The organism is Corynebacterium sp. (assembly GCF_030532965.1).
In the GTDB taxonomy this organism is placed as follows: domain Bacteria; phylum Actinomycetota; class Actinomycetes; order Mycobacteriales; family Mycobacteriaceae; genus Corynebacterium.
Window position 1 is genome coordinate 50,708 of sequence record NZ_JAUNKC010000005.1, and the last position, 17,482, is coordinate 68,189.

15 protein-coding genes are annotated in these 17,482 nt (G+C 55.7%); 12 read left to right on the forward strand and 3 right to left on the reverse strand.

Annotated features, from left to right (window positions below):
- The first annotated feature begins 1,013 nt into the window (after positions 1–1,013).
- The 8 genes from Q4D85_RS03945 (at position 1,014) to Q4D85_RS03980 (ending at position 9,189) form a co-directional block, all read left to right on the forward strand.
- Positions 1,014–1,640, forward strand: a complete 627-nt coding sequence (locus tag Q4D85_RS03945) for a C40 family peptidase (protein WP_303198364.1) — start codon at positions 1,014–1,016, stop codon at positions 1,638–1,640.
- A gap of 186 nt (positions 1,641–1,826) precedes the next feature.
- Complete coding sequence (locus Q4D85_RS03950; protein WP_368502256.1) at positions 1,827–2,840, forward strand: NlpC/P60 family protein; 1,014 nt, start codon at positions 1,827–1,829, stop codon at positions 2,838–2,840.
- Between the two features lie 25 nt (positions 2,841–2,865).
- Positions 2,866–3,990: a glycosyltransferase family 4 protein gene (locus Q4D85_RS03955; RefSeq protein ID WP_303198365.1), complete on the forward strand. Its 1,125-nt coding sequence runs from the start codon at positions 2,866–2,868 to the stop codon at positions 3,988–3,990.
- Positions 3,991–4,097: 107 nt separating this feature from the next.
- Complete coding sequence (locus tag Q4D85_RS03960) at positions 4,098–5,033, forward strand: ROK family protein (RefSeq protein ID WP_303198366.1); 936 nt, start codon at positions 4,098–4,100, stop codon at positions 5,031–5,033.
- A gap of 48 nt (positions 5,034–5,081) precedes the next feature.
- The gene (locus Q4D85_RS03965; protein WP_303198367.1) at positions 5,082–5,813 is read left to right on the forward strand and encodes a 1-acyl-sn-glycerol-3-phosphate acyltransferase; all 732 of its coding nucleotides are present in this window, start codon (positions 5,082–5,084) and stop codon (positions 5,811–5,813) included.
- Positions 5,814–6,008: 195 nt separating this feature from the next.
- Positions 6,009–7,094 carry an acyltransferase family protein gene (locus Q4D85_RS03970; RefSeq protein WP_303198369.1) on the forward strand — a complete coding sequence of 362 codons (1,086 nt, stop codon included), beginning with the start codon at positions 6,009–6,011 and terminating at the stop codon, positions 7,092–7,094.
- 86 nt (positions 7,095–7,180) lie between these two features.
- Entirely contained in the window at positions 7,181–7,702 is a 522-nt protein-coding gene (locus Q4D85_RS03975; protein WP_303198371.1) for a polyadenylate-specific 3'-exoribonuclease AS, read from the forward strand.
- Between the two features lie 98 nt (positions 7,703–7,800).
- Positions 7,801–9,189 carry a class II 3-deoxy-7-phosphoheptulonate synthase gene (locus Q4D85_RS03980; RefSeq protein ID WP_303198373.1) on the forward strand — a complete coding sequence of 463 codons (1,389 nt, stop codon included), beginning with the start codon at positions 7,801–7,803 and terminating at the stop codon, positions 9,187–9,189.
- On the opposite strand, the gene Q4D85_RS03985 is transcribed toward Q4D85_RS03980, so the two are convergent.
- Both Q4D85_RS03985 and pknB read right to left on the reverse strand, forming a co-directional pair.
- The gene (locus Q4D85_RS03985) at positions 9,080–10,339 is read right to left on the reverse strand and encodes a glycosyltransferase 87 family protein (protein WP_303198375.1); all 1,260 of its coding nucleotides are present in this window, start codon (positions 10,337–10,339) and stop codon (positions 9,080–9,082) included. The two genes, Q4D85_RS03980 and Q4D85_RS03985, sit on opposite strands and share 110 nt — an antisense overlap.
- Positions 10,326–12,563, reverse strand: coding sequence for a Stk1 family PASTA domain-containing Ser/Thr kinase (pknB, locus tag Q4D85_RS03990; RefSeq protein WP_303198376.1), 2,238 nt, complete (start codon positions 12,561–12,563; stop codon positions 10,326–10,328). The genes Q4D85_RS03985 and pknB overlap by 14 nt, the downstream gene beginning before the upstream one ends.
- A 130-nt stretch (positions 12,564–12,693) precedes the next feature.
- On the opposite strand from pknB, the gene Q4D85_RS03995 reads away from it, so the two are divergent.
- Positions 12,694–13,062: an Rv2175c family DNA-binding protein gene (locus tag Q4D85_RS03995; RefSeq protein ID WP_303198377.1), complete on the forward strand. Its 369-nt coding sequence runs from the start codon at positions 12,694–12,696 to the stop codon at positions 13,060–13,062.
- 39 nt (positions 13,063–13,101) lie between these two features.
- On the opposite strand, the gene Q4D85_RS04000 is transcribed toward Q4D85_RS03995, so the two are convergent.
- Positions 13,102–14,319, reverse strand: coding sequence for an MFS transporter (locus Q4D85_RS04000; RefSeq protein WP_303198379.1), 1,218 nt, complete (start codon positions 14,317–14,319; stop codon positions 13,102–13,104).
- A gap of 308 nt (positions 14,320–14,627) precedes the next feature.
- On the opposite strand from Q4D85_RS04000, the gene Q4D85_RS04005 reads away from it, so the two are divergent.
- The 3 genes from Q4D85_RS04005 to Q4D85_RS04015 are packed head-to-tail and all read left to right on the forward strand — an operon-like array spanning position 14,628 to position 17,466.
- Positions 14,628–15,653, forward strand: coding sequence for an ABC transporter substrate-binding protein (locus tag Q4D85_RS04005; RefSeq protein ID WP_303198380.1), 1,026 nt, complete (start codon positions 14,628–14,630; stop codon positions 15,651–15,653).
- On the forward strand, positions 15,653–16,669 hold the full coding sequence (locus tag Q4D85_RS04010) for an iron ABC transporter permease (RefSeq protein ID WP_303198381.1): 1,017 nt from the start codon (positions 15,653–15,655) through the stop codon (positions 16,667–16,669). Before Q4D85_RS04005 ends, Q4D85_RS04010 begins: the two co-directional genes overlap by 1 nt.
- Positions 16,666–17,466 (forward strand): ABC transporter ATP-binding protein, encoded by an 801-nt coding sequence (locus Q4D85_RS04015; RefSeq protein WP_303198382.1) that lies wholly within the window; start codon positions 16,666–16,668, stop codon positions 17,464–17,466. The genes Q4D85_RS04010 and Q4D85_RS04015 overlap by 4 nt, the downstream gene beginning before the upstream one ends.
- The last annotated feature ends 16 nt before the right edge of the window (positions 17,467–17,482 follow it).

A 17,482-nucleotide genomic window follows, 5' to 3' on the forward strand; every position in this document is an offset into this window, starting at 1 on the left:
ATGCCTTTTTTGATTCGAAGGTGTGGAGATAGCTCGTGGTTTTAGCTTTCCTGCGCGTCAAGGGCGCGGGGGAGGGCGTTACTGGTGCCATACGGAGCGTTCTTTCGTTATATATGTCGCTGTTGTTGTAAGGCGTGCCGGTTGATTCGCCTATATGGCAAACAATCGTGCGCGCATTGGTAACTAATTGTCGTTGCGCACTCGCGGTTAAAGGGAGGAAAGGCGATTGTTCCCAGTTGGTCAATCGTCGATAAGTAAGGCGCTGTGTGCGGCTAGGAGCTTTCAGTGCAGGTTCGGCATGACGGCCCGAGCAGGCTACCGCAGGATGCCTGGTTCTTTTTCTTTTCTCATACGTGGTGTTTGTCTGCTGGTGCGCTGTAGCTATCCAATGGGGGAGAGACAGAGAAACTGTGCGTTGTGATGTGTTGCGACGTTGTAACGCTTCCATCTTTTGATGGAATAGGCTTTCGCCTATGGATTGAACTGCATAAATGAGTATTTTTGGGGATTTTATACGGGTGTGTTGCGTGCAAGAGATTTTGCGGCGCATGGCTTATGGGGGTCAAAAAGTGGGTAAAATCGCCCCAATTTTGGCCAAAAATCCAACTATGTGACGGAAGTCACATAAATTAAGATTGCCGGTTTTATGCTTTAAGGTTGAACCTGGTTCTGTAATCCATATCGACATTGATACTCTTGTGTTATCGCAGGTGGTAGCTATAGTTTTTCTTGGCATGTCCGATGTCTGAGGTCTGAATTACAACAGTGGAATGTTCTAATATATTTCTCAGAATGCATTGATAACAGGTTGGTAACGGAAGAAAATTTGCCATTGAATGGACAGGGGTTGAAATCATTTCGTAACCTGATTGAGACATAACAGCCAGAGAGAAAAGCCGAACTGGTTAGAAAGGTCCCGAATAAAGAGGTTTGGGAAACCGGCTCCGGGCTGAAACGTAACGGGAAACCGTTTGCGTGGATGTAGGCGCAACAAGAGTATTGGAGATTCATTCGTGGCTAAGCACCGTCGTCAAAACAACAACGTGGTACGCAACACTGCTGCCGCAACCGCAGCCGCTGCGGTTGCGACAATGGTTAACCCAGCACAGGCTGCAGAGGTCGTCGTCCCAGGCACCGATGTTCGCTTTGAGGTTGCCGGTGTGGAGAACGTTCAGGGTATAGCAGACGTTCCAGGTGCCAACCAGTGGATCCCATCCCTCAAGGGTCAGGGTAATGCTAACTACTCCGCAGTCGTGGAGAACCCATTCGAAGCTGTTCAGCCAGTCCAGACTCAGTCTGTTGGTGACAAGATCCTCGCAGCTGCTCGTTCCAAGATTGGCGCACCATATGTTTGGGGCGCAACCGGTCCAAACGCTTTCGACTGCTCCGGTTTGACCTCTTGGGCATACAACCAGGTTGGTAAGCAGATTCCACGTACCTCCTACGCCCAGGCAGCACAGGGGCAAAAGGTTTCTCGTGAGAACCTGCAGCCAGGCGACATCGTCGTCTTCTACTCCGGCGCTTCCCACGTGGGAATCTACGCTGGCGATGGCAAGGTTGTTCACGCTGTAACTCAGGGCACCCCACTGCAAGAGGCACCAATGGGTAATATGCCGTTCCACTCCGCAGTTCGGTTCTAATCTGAGCCTTGTTTCTGGCTGTCTCCCCGCCAAAGGGGAGGCGGCTTTTTGTTATTTAACCGGGAATTATTTACTTTTTTCACATCGGTAACAGTCGACATGGGAAAGTCTCGCTGACAACGGTGAATGCCTTATAGTGATTTTCGGTTTAGTGTTTCTTAGTTTCAAATCCGATAGAGGTTTATTGTGCGCGCCGTTTACCGTAGCTGTATGGTCATCGTGGCCAGTCTTGCGCTAATTACCACGCCGGTGGTCTCATCTGCCGAGGACGTTGATCAGCTCATTCAGTCGATGGACGAACTGTCGCAGCAAACCAGCGCTAAAAACGAGGAAGTTAAGCACCTGGAGGATGAAATTCGGGTCGCTGAGGGCGAGATGGTTAGCCTGCAGGAAACTGCCGACCAAGCCACAAGCCACGCCGATGAGGTCAAGGCCCAGGAGTCCGGTTTCCAGGGGGAAGTTAATCGGATTGCTTCTGCGAAGTATCGAGGCGTTGTTTTGGATCCGGTTACTCAGGTGATTGGGTCGAATAATCCACAGAACGCGATCGACCGTTCTGCATACATCGCCACGTTGACCTCGAAGACGGAGAACGTCGTCGAAAAGCTGCTGGATGCGACCGCTGAAGCCAACGAATCTCGTAATAAGGCGTTACAGGCAGTGGAAGCCGCCCAATTCAAACGCAATAGTTTGGTTGCCAAGAAAGACCAGTTAGCCCGCGAGCAGGAAGACTTGAAGGTCAAGATCGAGGAGATTGTCTCCAAGGTTGATTCGCTTTCCGACGCCGACCGGGCACGCTGGGTGGCGAAGAATGGCCCAGTGGAATTCGCAATCGCGGGTATCACCGGATCTAACCCCATCGGGCTCGCGGCGCTGCAGGCTGGCATGACCAAGATCGGTGCGCCCTATGGGTGGGGTGCTACCGGGCCGGACCAGTTTGATTGTTCCGGCTTGATTGTCTGGTCGTACCAGCAGCAAGGCAAGACCGTTCCGCGGACGTCGCAGGCGCAAATGGCAGGCGGGACTCCAGTTAGCCGAAGTGAATTGCAGCCAGGTGACATCGTCGGCTTCTATCCAGGTGCGACTCACGTTGGTATTTACGCGGGTGACAACAAGATTTTGCACGCCTCAGACTACGGTATTCCGGTTCAGGTCGTGAGTATGGATTCGATGCCGTTCTACGGTGCTCGCCGCTACTGAGTGACTGCGGCATAATAGTTCCCGTATGCGAGTTTTATTAGTAACGAATGATTTCCCACCAACCATCGGTGGGATTCAGTCGTATCTTAGGGATTTTCTGGCCACTCTCAACCCGGAAAACGTGGTTGTTTTTGCCTCGACGCAAGATGCGGCCGCGGCCCGGCAGTGGGATGCTGCGGCGCCGTACCGCGTGTATCGCTGGCACCGCCGGGTAATGCTGCCGACCCCGGCAACGGTGCGTCGCATGCAGGAAATCATTCGGGAGGAAAACATCGACGTCGTGTGGTTCGGAGCGGCGGCACCGCTTGGCCTCATGGCGCGGTTTGCTCGTTCGGCTGGTGCTGCGCGGGTGGTTGCCTCAACCCACGGGCACGAAGTGGGGTGGTCGATGCTGCCCGGCGCGCGTCAGTTATTGAGGGTTATTGGGCGGCGATGCGACATTGTGACCTACATTTCGGACTACACGCTGGGCCGGTTTCGTTCCGCATTCGGTGATACGATCTTCGCGCATCTGCCCTCCGGGGTGCACACGGATCGGTTCAGCCCACTATCGGAGCAGGAGCGGGATTTAACCCGGCGGCGGTTGGGTCTTGACCCGACTGGGCCGGTTGTTGTGTGCGTTTCTCGGCTGGTTCCGCGCAAGGGGCAGGATCACTTGCTTGCGGTGTGGCCTGAGGTTGTCGCGGAGTTTACGGAGGCAACGTTGGTTTTGGTCGGTAGCGGCCCGTATAGGAATCGATTAACGCGGATGGCACAGTCTTGTCCGCATGGATCGGTTCGGTTCACAGGGCGCGTGTCGGAAGCGGATTTGGCCGATTTTGTGCGGTGCGCGGAAGTGTTTGCCATGCCGTGTCGCACCCGAGGCGGCGGCTTAGACGTTGAGGGGCTGGGCATCGTTTTCTTGGAGGCTCAGGCGGCGGGTATACCGGTGATTGCGGGTGATTCGGGTGGTGCGCCGGAAACGGTAACTTCGGATTCTGGGATCGTGGTCGCTGGGCGCAGCAAAAAGCAGCTTTTCGACGCTCTACGGTTGTTGCTTTCCACACCGCAATTGCGTCAGCACATGTCGGCGGCGGGGCAACACCACGTCGCGGATAACTGGACCTGGGAGATCATGGGTGCCAGGTTGCGGCGGATTCTTTTCGGCTAGTGGTTGCGATTACATTCTTCTGGCTGTGCGAACTAGGTGAGAGACAAGGCCAGTGGGTATAATCGACGATTATTATTTTTTGATTTCTCACCTTAAAAGGCGGCTTCATGTCCTCAACTGTCACTGTTGGTTTTGATATTGGCGGAACCAACATGCGGGCTGGCGTGGTTACGGCAGAAGGTGAGATTATTGCCTCTGTTTCTTCCCCGGTGCCACAAACTGATGCTGATCTGACCAATGGAATCGTTTCTGTTGTTCGAGATTTAAGCCGTGATTATCCCATCGGGGCCGTTGGATTGGCGGTGGCCGGGTTCTTGGATCCCGCCTGTGAGGTGGTTCGGTTCGCGCCGCATTTGCCGTGGCGGGATCGTGCGGTTCGCGCGGAGTTAACGCAAGCGCTGGGGTTGCCGGTTCGATTGGAACATGATGCAAATTCCGCCGCTTGGGGGGAATACCGGTTCGGTGCCGCCCAGGGGAGTGATAACTGGGTGTTATTTGCCATCGGTACTGGAATTGGTGCGACGCTTATGCCTAACGGTGAGATTTATCGCGGCGCGTTCGGCACCGCCCCTGAGTTCGGTCATCTGCAGGTGGTTCCGCAGGGGCGGGCGTGTCCGTGCGGAAAACGCGGCTGTTTGGAACGGTATTGCTCCGGGACTGCATTGGCGGAAACCGCGCGGGAAATATTGGAACAGGAACCGCACCTGGAAAGTTCGTTGCGCAGTCAGGCGTCGATAAGCGGAAAACTGGTGATGGAAAACGCGCGTCGTGGCGACCCGGTGGCGTTGCGCGCGGTGGCGGATTTTTCCTACTGGTTGGGGCTGGGGCTGTCGATCGTGGCCGATGTTTTAGACCCGAGCCTGATCGTTATCGGCGGTGGGGTATCCCAGGATCACGAACTGTATTTGGATGCCGCGGTCAGCGAGATGTCCCGAAACATCGTGGGGGCAGGATTTAGGCCACTTCCGCACGTAACTTGCGCTCAGTTGGGCGGCGATGCAGGTATGATTGGCGTGGCGGATTTAGCGCGGAAGTTGCTCTAAAATCCCGGTCGGTAAACGTAAGAAGCTGCGGTTGTGGGAGGAAAAACCATGAGCAACAAATGGTATTGGGCGTTTAAGCATGTTTTTCTAGGCCCATTGCTGCATGTGTATAACCGGCCCACCATCGTCGGCGCTGAGAACATCCCGGCCACGGGTTCGGCGATTCTGGCGTCTAATCATCAGGCGGTTTTTGATTCGTTTTATTTGCCGCTTTTGTGCCCCCGGCAGATTACCTTCCCGGCGAAAAACGAGTATTTCACCTCTCCGGGTGTGGTGGGAAAGCTGCAAAAGTGGTTTTTCACCGCAGCGGGTCAAATCCCGCTGGATCGCACGGCAAGTGATGCAGGTGAAGCGTTGCTGCGAGCCGCGCAGTCGGTATTTGATAAGGGCGAATTATTCGGCATCTATCCGGAAGGGACACGTTCGCCCGATGGGCGTGTGTACCGGGGCAAGACCGGAATGGCGCGTGTTGCCTTGGAGTCTGGCACACCCGTGATCCCCGTCGCAATGATCGGAACCCGGGAGGCTAATCCGATCGGGTCGTGGGTGTTGCGTCCGAAAAAGGTGCATGTGCGTATCGGGGAAGCTATCGACCCGATCGCGTTTGTGACGGAACGGGGATTTGACCCGGCATCGCACGAAGCTGCCCGGTCATTGACCGATCATGTCATGCTGATATTGGCGCAGTTGGCCGATCAGCCGTATGTTGACGTCTATGCTGCCGACGTGAAGAAATCCTTAGAAGCCGGAAACGGTTATCCACCGGAAGCACAACCCTAATTCACGCCATCATCGCGGTTGCAGCGGTCAGTTTTTCCGCCAGAATCTGGCGATGAAAACCTCACTAGTGGTGTAGGCGGTTGAAGGCACGGTTTTTCGTCTGAACTGGTGTGCTCTGGCTCTGCTTAGTTTCGCTTCCTGTGGTTTTTAGATAAACTAGACAAGTTTTTGATTCAACCAAACCGAAGGGTCGTCGTGTCTGACACCGCAACTACCGCACGTATGGCGTGGCCAGATGTGGCCCGTGGTGTCTCGATTTTAGGGGTCATGACACTGCACGCCACGTTTGAAGTTCCAGGCGGCTCCGACACCGTGATCGCGAAGGCTAATGAGCTGATCGCGATGCTGCGTATGCCGCTGTTCTTCTTGGTGGCCGGGTTTTTTGCCCGTAAGGTCTATCGGTTTAGCGTGGTGGAGCTGTTTAGCAAACGGATTTGGTTTTTGCTCGTTCCGTATTTGTGTTGGGCACCGGTCGAAATTTTCTTCGCGCGGCTGAAGCTATTGAGGAACCTAGATGTTGCCATGCCAGGTGCGGATTTCTACCGCGAGACGGTGGTGTGGGGCTTGAATATGTATTGGTTTTTGTGGGTGCTCATCGTTTTCACGGTGGTGTTGTGGCTGACCAAAGCATGGCCGATATGGGCGCAACTATCCCTGCCGGTTGTAGTAATTGCGGCGACCCCGTGGTTGCTTGCCCACGGTAATCTTTCAACACCGCGTCTTGTGGCATATTTGCCGCTGTTTTTGATCGGTGCCTATCTGCGCCCACAAATCACGTGGTTCGCAGACAATGCGTTGCGGTTGCCGGTGGCTTTTGCCGCCGTAGTTTCGGGTGGGATTGCGGCTTCGGTGCACCGTTTCGTCATTCGGGGTGGGCTCGTCTCGGATACCTGGAAACCAGTCGCGGATGTTGTGGTGAGCATAGGTCTTATACCGCTTGGGGTCTTAGCGGCGGTGGTATTGGCCAAAGTGCCCGTCGTGGGGGCGGCGTTAATGAAGGTTGGACGGCATACCTTGGTCGCTTACTTGGGGCACCCGATCGCACTGTCGGTGATTTTTAGCCTTGGTATCTATGGGCGGGTGACCATTGAGCCCGGGGCTGAGGTGGTTTTTGAAACGCCGACTTTTTGGGTCGTGATGTGCCTGGGTATGTGCGGTCTGGGTGCCTTGGTGATGTACGGCATTGCGCACACCCCGATTGTGGGGTGGACGGTACATCCACCGAAAATTGCTGGGTTTTTTGAAAAGAAACGTACGCGACTTGAGAACTCAATGCCCTAATGTGAGCTAGGACGATCGCGTGTAGCGGCTGCACAGGAATGCTGCTTGTATGCTCATGCCACAGTGAAAAATAAGGAATAGAACCAGTGAGATACTTTTTTGATACCGAATTTATTGAAGACGGAACGACGATCAACTTAGTGTCCATCGGAATCGTCGCCGAAGACGGCCGGGAATATTACGCCATTTCCACCGACGCTGATTTACATCGGGCCAATCCGTGGGTGCAGGAAAACGTGTTGCCGAAATTGCCGCCGCGCACCGATTCCCGGTGGCGTAGCAATGCCGAAATTAGGAAAGAGATCTACGAATTTTTGACCGCCGCGCCTACCCGGCCGGAATTATGGGCGTGGGTTGCCGCTTACGATCACGTCGTTTTAGCGCAGTTATGGGGCGATATGACGGGACTGCCGCGAGAGATTCCCCGGTTTACCCGCGAATTGCGGCAATACTGGGAGTTTGCGGGGTGTCCGAAGCTGCCTGAGTTACCGGACGGCAATCACGACGCGCTTGTCGACGCCAGGCACAACCTCGCAAAATTCAAGGTGTGCATGGCTACGCTACCACTGGGTAAAAGAAATAAAGTTGTGGCTAGTTCCTTAAAATAAGTGGATTATTCTAGCATTTGATAAAAATGCGCAATTTTTTCTAAATGGCGCGTTATCGAATGTGGGGTTTTAGGGGTGTCCATGCTAAACATAGTGATGTGAGTTGGACAGTTGATATCCCTAAAGAAGCCCTTCCTGATTTGCCACCGTTGCCTGACGGTTTGCAGCAACAGTTCGAAGATGTGATTTCCCGTGACGCTAAACAACAGCCGAATTGGGATCCAGAGATCGCGGCAAACGTTCGTAAGATTTTAGAATCTGTGCCGCCGATCGTCGTTGCGCCGGAAATCCGGGAATTGGAAAGCCATCTGGCGGACGTGGCGAATGGCAAGGCATTTTTGCTGCAGGGCGGCGACTGTGCGGAAACCTTCGAGTCCAACACCGAACCCCACATCCGGGCCAATATTAAGACCTTGCTGCAGATGGCAGTCGTTCTTACCTACGGTGCATCGACACCCGTGGTGAAAATGGCTCGCATTGCGGGACAATACGCCAAACCTCGTTCCTCCGACCTGGATGAACACGGTTTGCTTAATTACCGGGGCGATATTGTCAACGGCGTGGAAGCCGAAGAAGCTGCCCGCCAGCACGACCCGGCGCGGATGATTCGTGCGTATGCTAATTCCTCTGCTGCGATGAACTTGGTCCGGGCGCTGACCACTTCCGGCACTGCGGATTTACACCGGTTGACGGAGTGGAATCGGGAGTTCGTGGCACAGTCGCCAGCCGGTGCTCGGTATGAGGCCTTGGCTCAGGAAATTGAGCGTGGTTTGCAGTTCATGAATGCCTGCGGGGTGGCGGACGATTCGCTGCGATCGGCTCATATTTACGCTTCCCATGAGGCGCTTTTGGTTGATTATGAGCGCGCCATGTTGCGGCTGTCTACTGATGAGGATGGAAACACCAAACTTTATGATCTTTCCGCCCATCAGTTGTGGATCGGTGAGCGGACTCGGGGTATTGATGATTTCCATGTGAATTTCGCCGCTATGATCGCCAATCCGATCGGCATTAAGATCGGCCCGACGGTCACCCCGGAGGAAGCCGTTGCGTATGCCGATAAGCTTGATCCTGATTTCATTCCAGGTCGGCTGACGATGGTGGCGCGCATGGGGCACGACAAGGTGCGTACCGTGTTGCCGCCGATTGTTCAGGCGGTTGAGGCCTCTGGCCATAAGGTTATTTGGCAGTCCGACCCGATGCACGGCAACACCGTTACCTCGTCGAATGGGTATAAGACTCGCCACTTCGACAAGGTGATCGACGAGGTTCAGGGATTCTTCGAGGTGCACCGGGCGTTGGGCACCCACCCAGGTGGTATTCACATCGAGCTGACCGGTGAAGACGTCACCGAGTGCTTGGGTGGCGCAGAGGATATCACTGATGTGGATCTGCCGGGCCGCTACGAGTCGGCGTGTGATCCGCGGCTAAATACTCAGCAGTCGTTGGAATTGGCGTTCCTTGTCGCTGAGATGCTGCGTAATTAGTGCGTAACCGATAGGCGCACCATACTAGTACCGCTCCCGCTACGATCACGTAGTGGGAGCCTAGTATTTGTTGGACTACGCTCCATTCCAATTCCACATGATTCCGGGACGGCAAGAATGCGTGGAAACAGCCGATGGTGGCGGCAAACAATACCCAACCGGCCATGATTCGCGCTCCCGCCCGCCACAGGGCGTAACTGGTTAGTGGCAACCACACCCAGTGGTGGGACCAGCTGATGGGGGAGGCTAATAGTCCGATAAGAGCCACCACGCTAAGTGCGAGCAATGGCTGGTTGGAACGGATGGCGCGGTATGCAGAATAGCCGCCACCGGCGATAGCCACGATGCTCAGTGGCAACCACCACCCAGCAGGTATTTCAGCCCGGCTGATAACACCGGCGATGCTTTGGTTGGCGGCGAAATGGCTCGCGCCGATTCGGTCGGTGGAAAAAATGGTGTGGCTAAAGTATTGCCACACCAATTGCGGATACATAAGCGCGGGCAATGCGGACGCGATGAGGGCGGAAAGCACGAAGTTTCGTGCGGCTTTCCACTCGGCGTTGAGAAGAAAATACACGATAAAGATCGCCGGGGTGAGTTTGATGGCGGCGGCGATCCCGCACAGCACCCCGGGCGGCCACCACGGCAGTTTTTTCCGGAGTACGCCGCTGGCGTCGACAAGCACCAGCAAGAGTAGCACCGTGTTAATCTGACCGAACATCAACGTAGCGATAACCGGTTCGCACAGCATCACGAGTGGGGCGGCCCGAAGCGCCCACACAAGTGGGTGCGGCACAGCACACCACGCGAGCGCCACCGCGCAAGATACCACCAGACATATAAGCGTTACCGCTGTAAAAATAATGCTGCCGACAGGCAACGGAAGATACGCCAACGGGCTGAACACCAACGCGGCGAACGGGGGATAGGTAAACGGAAGCGGCGCTTCCTGCGTCAGGTAACGCTGATTGTAAATATCACCAGAGCGTAGGAATTCGGTGGCGCCGAGCCGGTACACATCAAGATCCACCAGGTAGCGAAACGCGCCGGTGGGGGCGTCAACAAGCATGACAGCAACGATCAGCACCCCGCATACCGCACCGATCGCCGCCGTCCACCGATCGGCTGCGATGCGGCTAATTAAGGACACGTAATTCCACTTCTTCGCCGGGCGCTAGGGTGCTAAAAATCGTCGGCGATTGGTACAGAACGCGGCTGCTATTGCTTGCCGACGTCGCCACCTTCGCCTCCAAGCCTGCGTCATGCAAGATGCGGCGCGCTTCGCTTAGCCGCTTGCCCACCACATTGGGCACCTCGACTTCGCCGACCAAAACAATCGTCACTGCGGTTTGGGAACTATCGATCAGGGTGCCGGACGGTGGGGACGTCTCATACACATCGGACGCGGTCTCGCCGACGGCGCTGGAATCGTCCGAACGGGTAACTTCAGCGACCCGTATTCCCGACTCGGCCAAAAGACTGCGGGCTTCGCGCTCGTTTAAGCCAAAAAGATCGGGGATTTCGGTTGCGGTGGAGACCTGGAGGGTAATCTTGCTACCTTTAGGAATCTGCGAACCCGCCTCCGGCTGCGTGCCAATAGCGTGCTCACCGGCTACGGAATCGTCAAACCGAGTTTCGACCGTCACATCGAAACCAGCGTTACGCAACTGTTCGAGGGCTTCCTCCCGGGATTGGTCCCGTACGTTCGGCACATTGACCGGGGCAGGGCCTTTGGAAAGATGCACGGTGACGGCGCTATTAACCAGCACCTCGCTGCCCACGCCGGGTGATACCTCCGCCACTTTGCCTTGCTCGACGGAATCGGAATACACCGATTTCCCCTCGCTGAATTGCAGTGTTCGCGACGATAGCGCCATGCGATAGGCGTTGGGGTCCGGGTTGTCCGCGAAGTCGGGAACCGTTGGTTTGCCCAATGACACCAAAAGGGTGACATCGTCACCCTTTACCGCTTGGCTGCCGCTGGCCGGTTCGCTTCCGGCCACTAAATCCACCGGAACATCATTGTTGTACACCGTGGCTATCGCCGTCCCAAAGCCGTGGGCGCTGAGCGTCTGGCTGGCCGTGGTCTGATCCATGCCCAATACCTGTGGAACTTCACCGTATCTCCCGGAGCCGAACCACCAGGCACCGATCGCAATGGCCGTGGTGATAACAGCTACGACGATCCACCACGCGACAATTCCGCCTCGTCCGCGATTGGTCACCACCGGGGTGGGGGATAAGGACTCCACCACGGCGGGGGCGTCGACATCCGGATTCTGCTGTGGGGCAACTGGCTGTGGGGCAGGTGTGGGTGGTAGCGCCACTTCCGGCACGGCGGTGGGGAACACGGAGGTTTCCTCCGTGCCGCTCGGCGGCAGCTGCATGGTCATATTCGGGTTTTTAACCACCGTGGTGGGGGCGTCGGCGTTGTCTTCGGCGCTGCCGATCACAGTGGTGGCATCCCCATCGGACAACGCCGCTACGTGGGCGGCGGCCCGCTGAGTTGCCGTATTCTTCGGGACCGGAACCACATACGGCGGGAAGTCGAGTTCCCGAGCGACATCCTCTAATGCCGAAAGGAATTCCGCAGCATCGGCAAACCGTTCCTCCGGGTTGCGGGCGGTAGCGGTGGCCACTAGTTCGTCGATAAGCTTCGGCACCCCAGGAACCCGGCTACTAGGCGCTGGCACGTCCGAGTCTAAGCGCGCGAACGCCCGCGAAATCTGGGAATCGCCGGTAAACGGGGTGGTTGCGGTCAACAGCTCGAATAATAAAATACCCGCGGAATACACATCCGACGCCATGGTGATGTCATCGCCGCTAACCTGCTCCGGCGACAGGTACGAAACCGTGCCGATGATCTGGTTGGAAGTAGCATTAGAGGCCGCTGCCGCGCGGACCAAGCCAAAATCGGACAGCTTGACCTGGTTGTGGGAATTAATCAGCACATTGTCGGGCTTTAAATCGCGGTGAATCAAACCAGCCGCGTGTACAGCCGCCAACCCTTGCAAAATGGAACGTAACACCGCTGCCGCCGCATGAGCGGGCAACGGCCCTTGTTCTGCCAGTAATTCCCGGAGCGTTCCGCCATTAATCAGCTCCATGATGAGGAAAATATTGTCCCCCTCGGAGCAGAAATCGTACACCCCGACCAGGTTCGGGTGAGACAGTTGCGCCATGGAACGGGCTTCGCGCTGGAACCGATCAGAGAAGATGGGATCGCCGACGTACTGGTCGTCCATGACCTTCGCCGCGACGGTTCGCCCAAGGCGAGTATCCACGCAGCGATACACCGTTGACATGCCGCCGCGGGCAATCGGTGCCTCAATGCGGTAGCGGTGTTCGAGAAAATCTCCCAACTTCAATTGCATCGTTCTAGTATGGCTGAAACCTAAGCCGCAATTCAATCACAGTGAAAGTCGCGGCAGTCACAGTACGCACCACTAGCAGCACAGCTTCGTTACCTGACTTTTGGGCCGAAGTGTTGGTACATTATCCACTGTGAGTTCACAACCTGTATCTGCATCCATTCTGCCCGCCGGAACCAAACTACTCAGCGTTCCCGACTACGCCGAACAGCTCGGGGTTCCTGTAACCCGCGTCTTCGACATGATCGGGGAGCACAAACTCATTTGCGTGAGCGACAACGGAAGCAAACGCATCCCTGCGGATTTTCTCTCCCACAAAAACACCACCAATAAGTTCGTCCCGGGAGTCATCGCATTGCTTGCCGACGGCGGCTACAACGACGCGGAAATCCTCACCTTCCTCTTCACCGAAGACCCCTCCCTGCCGGGCCGCCCCATTGATGCATTGCATGGGCATTTAGCTCGGGAAGTCATGCGGCGGGCTCAGGCGATGGCGTTTTAAAAACACAGCCGCCTCCAGATAGAGGAAATCGCCATTAGGTTAGGTTTTGGGATCATGAAAATCGCGGGTTCCCGGCACGCACATGACTGCAGCGCCGGTAGCCACACAGGCAATGGCGGTAAATAGCAAAACCGGAATCATTCCTGCGTATTGTGCCGCTGGTGCGATCAACGCTAAGCCGACCGGGGCTAGCCCGTAGGAGACGATAAAGTCGATGGAGGAGACTCGTGCCACTGCAGTCGGTGGTACTTCCCGCTGGATGCAGGTAAACCACGGCACATTGAAAAACTCGATGCCAAGGCCAGCAATAACATAGGCAATCACGACAACTGCCCAATGTATTCCCGTGAGCGTAGCTGCAAGCGCGGCGGCGACCAGGCCATACCCGGCCAATCCGGCGAGCGCCCACCAGCCTTGGGCTGGTGGCGTCCAATGCCCAATGATTAACGCGCCAAAAATAGCCCCACCGGCATATCCGATAAGGGCTACGGTAAACAACCAATCGGAGCCGAACACTTCCGCCGAGACGACCGGGAGTAACACCCCGGTGACGGAATAACCCAGCATGATAACCACAACCAACAACGCCAAACCGGCCATAAACCACCGATGGCGGTGCGCTTCCTTCCAACCTGCAATCAGGCCAGGACCCGTGGTGCTCACAGCGGTGCGCAGCGTTGCATCGCCGGTTTCCTGCCGAATGGTGTTAGGGCTCCACATCACGATCAACCACAAACCAGCCAGACCGCCAACGAGCAACGTTGTATCCACCGAACGGCTCATAACAGCGATTGCTGCCGGGGCGACGACAATCACGATTCGCTGAGCCAATGTAATTGCCGCATGAGCCTGCTTCCGCACTTCTGGGGCGATGTTGGTGGCGATCAATGATTGATACGCCGGGCGACATGCGCCTTGCCCCACCCCAATAAATAGGGCGGTAAGCAGCAACGTGAACGACGGCGCCCCAACCACCAGGGTGTAGGCGAAACCTACCGTGGCGACTGCGGCTATAAGCCCGGCGTAGCGAATAACCTTTACCGGTGACCACAGATCCGCCAAGACACCGGAAAACGGAAGTACCGCAAGAAACCCAATGGTGCGGGCCGCCAAGCTAACACCAAGGGCACCCGGAGAAAGTTTATCTTCGATGAGGAGGAGCCCGAGTAGAAACGGCAATGCCCAGGTGGCTATGCCGCTGACAAATGTGCCGCACCACAATCGGAGAAACACCCGATCGCGAAAGATGTCTCGCATAGCCTACCGCTTTCCATTTTTCTACCGGGCGTCACAACATGAGCTGCTCGCCGTATGTTGCCGTACGTAAAAGGAGATGTAGTTCTGACAGTAGCTGGTGGCGGGTCAAAGTGAAAATGAAAACCAAGCGGGCATTTTCAGTTAGGATTACAATTTCTTGTGGCATGTTTTGTGTCACAAACTGCGAAAATATTAAATAGTTATGGCTATCATTTTCAATATTGTTGAAAATTAGCCCTTCGATTCATTGGTAGGGCGAGTGTTATCGACATTGACGAGGGGCAGAAACATCAACCGAAAGGGATGCCATGAGAACCAAGAAAATCATCACAATTGCCGTGTGCGCTGGATTGTTAAGTGCGTGTGGCCAAACTGAATCTGGATCATCCACTGCCAATTCCACATCCAGTGCCGCTGGTTCCGGCCAGGAGGTGACCATTGATAACTGCGGTTTCGAGGTTAAATTTGCAACGACCCCATCCCGAACCGTCACCCTCGAACAGGCCTCGACAGACACCTTGCTAGCACTCGGCGTTGAAGATCGTATGGTCGGAACGTCGAATCTAAAAACCTCCGTCTTGCCGGAATACCAGGCGGCGTTCGATGCGATTCCAGTTCTGGCTGCCAAAGTCATTTCCGCAGAAGAGCTACGTAACGCGGACCCGGATTTCGTCTACTCACCATTTCAATCGTTTTTCACTGCAGATAAAGTAGGCACCCGCGAAGAGCTGCGCGATCTCGGGGTTAATACCTATCATTCCAATGTGGAATGCCGAGACTACGGCGACAACAAAGGCAAATCCGCATTCGACCTCATCGAAAAAGACATCAGTGACCTAGGCAAAATCTACGGTGTTGAAGATCGGGCGAAGGAACTCATTGCCGAGCAAAACAAAGCCATAGAAGCTGCCAAAAATAAAGGTGACGGAACAACGGTTCTATACCTCTATTCCCTTTATAAAGGCGCTCCATACGTGGCAGGTTCACTCGGCGTGGGGCAGAGCATCTCCGACATTACCGGGGCAAAAAACGTCATGGAAGATGTGTCGGAGCTGTGGCCCGAAGTTGGGTGGGAAGCCATCGCCGATAAGAACCCGGATGTGATTGTCGTGGGCGATTTGAAAGAACGCGGCGCGCCGGGGGATAGCTACGAAGATAAAATCGCCGCGATGAAAGAAGACCCGATTATGAGCCAACTTGATGCGGTTAAGCATGACCGGTTCATTCGGGTGCCGGGAGTGGAATTGGACGCTAATGTTCGTTCCGTTAACTCCTTGACCATCATCGCCGATGAGTTGGCTAATGGAATTGCAACGAAAGGCGCGCAAAGTTAATGCGCCGTTCGGTTATGGTGGCAATCTGCGGAGTAGTGCTGTTGATTGCCACCATGATTATCAGTTTGTTTCTTGGCGCATCTTCCATGTCCATGGCCGAAGTGTGGGCGGTATTAACGCATAAGACCGGGTTGTGGCAAACACCAGACGTGCCGCCGCCTTCCCAATTGCGGCAGTCGATTTTGTTTGAGCTTCGAATCCCACGAATCCTCATGGCGGCAGCAGTAGGCGCAGCGTTGGCAGTCGCAGGCGTTTCGTTGCAGGCGGTGACCCGCAACGATCTGGCTGAGCCTTACCTTCTGGGTGTTTCGTCGGGAGCTTCGACTGGTGCGGTGACCGTTCTTGTGTTCGTGTCGGGCTCATCTATCGGGCTGACCGGTGGTGCCGCTATCGGGGCGATACTGTCGTTTGCAGTGCTCATGGGGTTGCTCAGAGGAACGGGTTTCACCTCGACAAGAGTGGTTCTCACCGGTGTTCTCGTCGGGCAGCTGTTTTCCGCAATCACGTCCTTATTACTCATGGCCAAAGGCGATGCAGAGTCCGTCCGAGGCGTGATGTTCTGGTTATTAGGAGCCCTAGGCTCTGCGCGCTGGGATTCCTTAACCATCGTTGCCATCTGTTGCGGGGTTGCCAGTGGGATCTTATGGGCTATGTCGAGGTACTTTGACGGCTTAAGCTTCGGCGATGACACTGCAGAATCGATGGGGATACCGGTAACCGCCGTCCGGGGGATCGCATTGGTCACGGTGGCGCTCCTGACAGCCAGCACCGTGTCGGCCGTGGGTGCCATCGGATTCGTCGGTTTGATCGTGCCGCATGCCGCCCGGCTATTGGTGGGGCCGGTGCATTCCCGGCTGACCCCAGTTGCCGCGATTATCGGTGCCATTTTGCTTGTGCTTACCGACGCCCTAGCGCGCAGCGTTTTCGCACCGCAGGAAATTCCGGTCGGCGTATTCACCGCCCTCGTGGGGGTGCCAATCTTCTTTGTCTTACTAAAGCGGGGTAACCGGCTATGAGCATTGAACTTAAAGCGATCGCGGTTTCCCGCGGCAAAAACCAAGTATTGACCGATGTCTCCACCACCTTTGAGCCGGGGAAATTCACCGCGTTGATCGGCGCAAACGGGTGCGGAAAATCAACGTTGCTGCGCGCCGTGGCTGGGGTGGCTGATTATCAAGGATCACTGATGGTGCACGGCAGGGAACTACGCGAAATCCCACGAAAGAACCGGGTGCAAAACCTAGCGTTCGTGGCACAACACACGGATGTCGACACCGAATTATCGGTGGAACAAATAGTGATGCTGGGGCGTATGGCCGGGCGAGGCTTGTGGGCTTCAGCGACGACAAACGACGCCGAAGTAGTTGCCACTGTGATGGAGCAAACCGACATCGCGCATTTGGCACACCGACGCTGGACTCAGCTCTCCGGTGGTGAACGGCAACGAACCCAAGTCGCGCGGGCGTTAGCTCAAGACTCTGACTGCCTGATTCTTGACGAACCCACCAATCATCTCGACCTGCATCACCAGTTCGCGCTCATGGATGTGTTGCAGGAACTGGCGCATGACCGGCACATATGCGTGGTGGCCGCGCTCCACGATCTCAGCCTAGCGGCCAGGTACTGCGACGCGGTGACTGTACTAGCGGATGGAAACAAGGTGGCATCTGGTGATCCTCGGGAGGTATTAACCACGAAGCTTCTCGCCGAAACCTTCCGGGTGACTGGGCAGCTGATCGATACCGACACCGGGCCAGTATTACAGTGCAGCGGTGCATGCTCCGCCGGTGCGGCGTCGAAAAGCACTGTTTAACCCGGCAACACCGGCC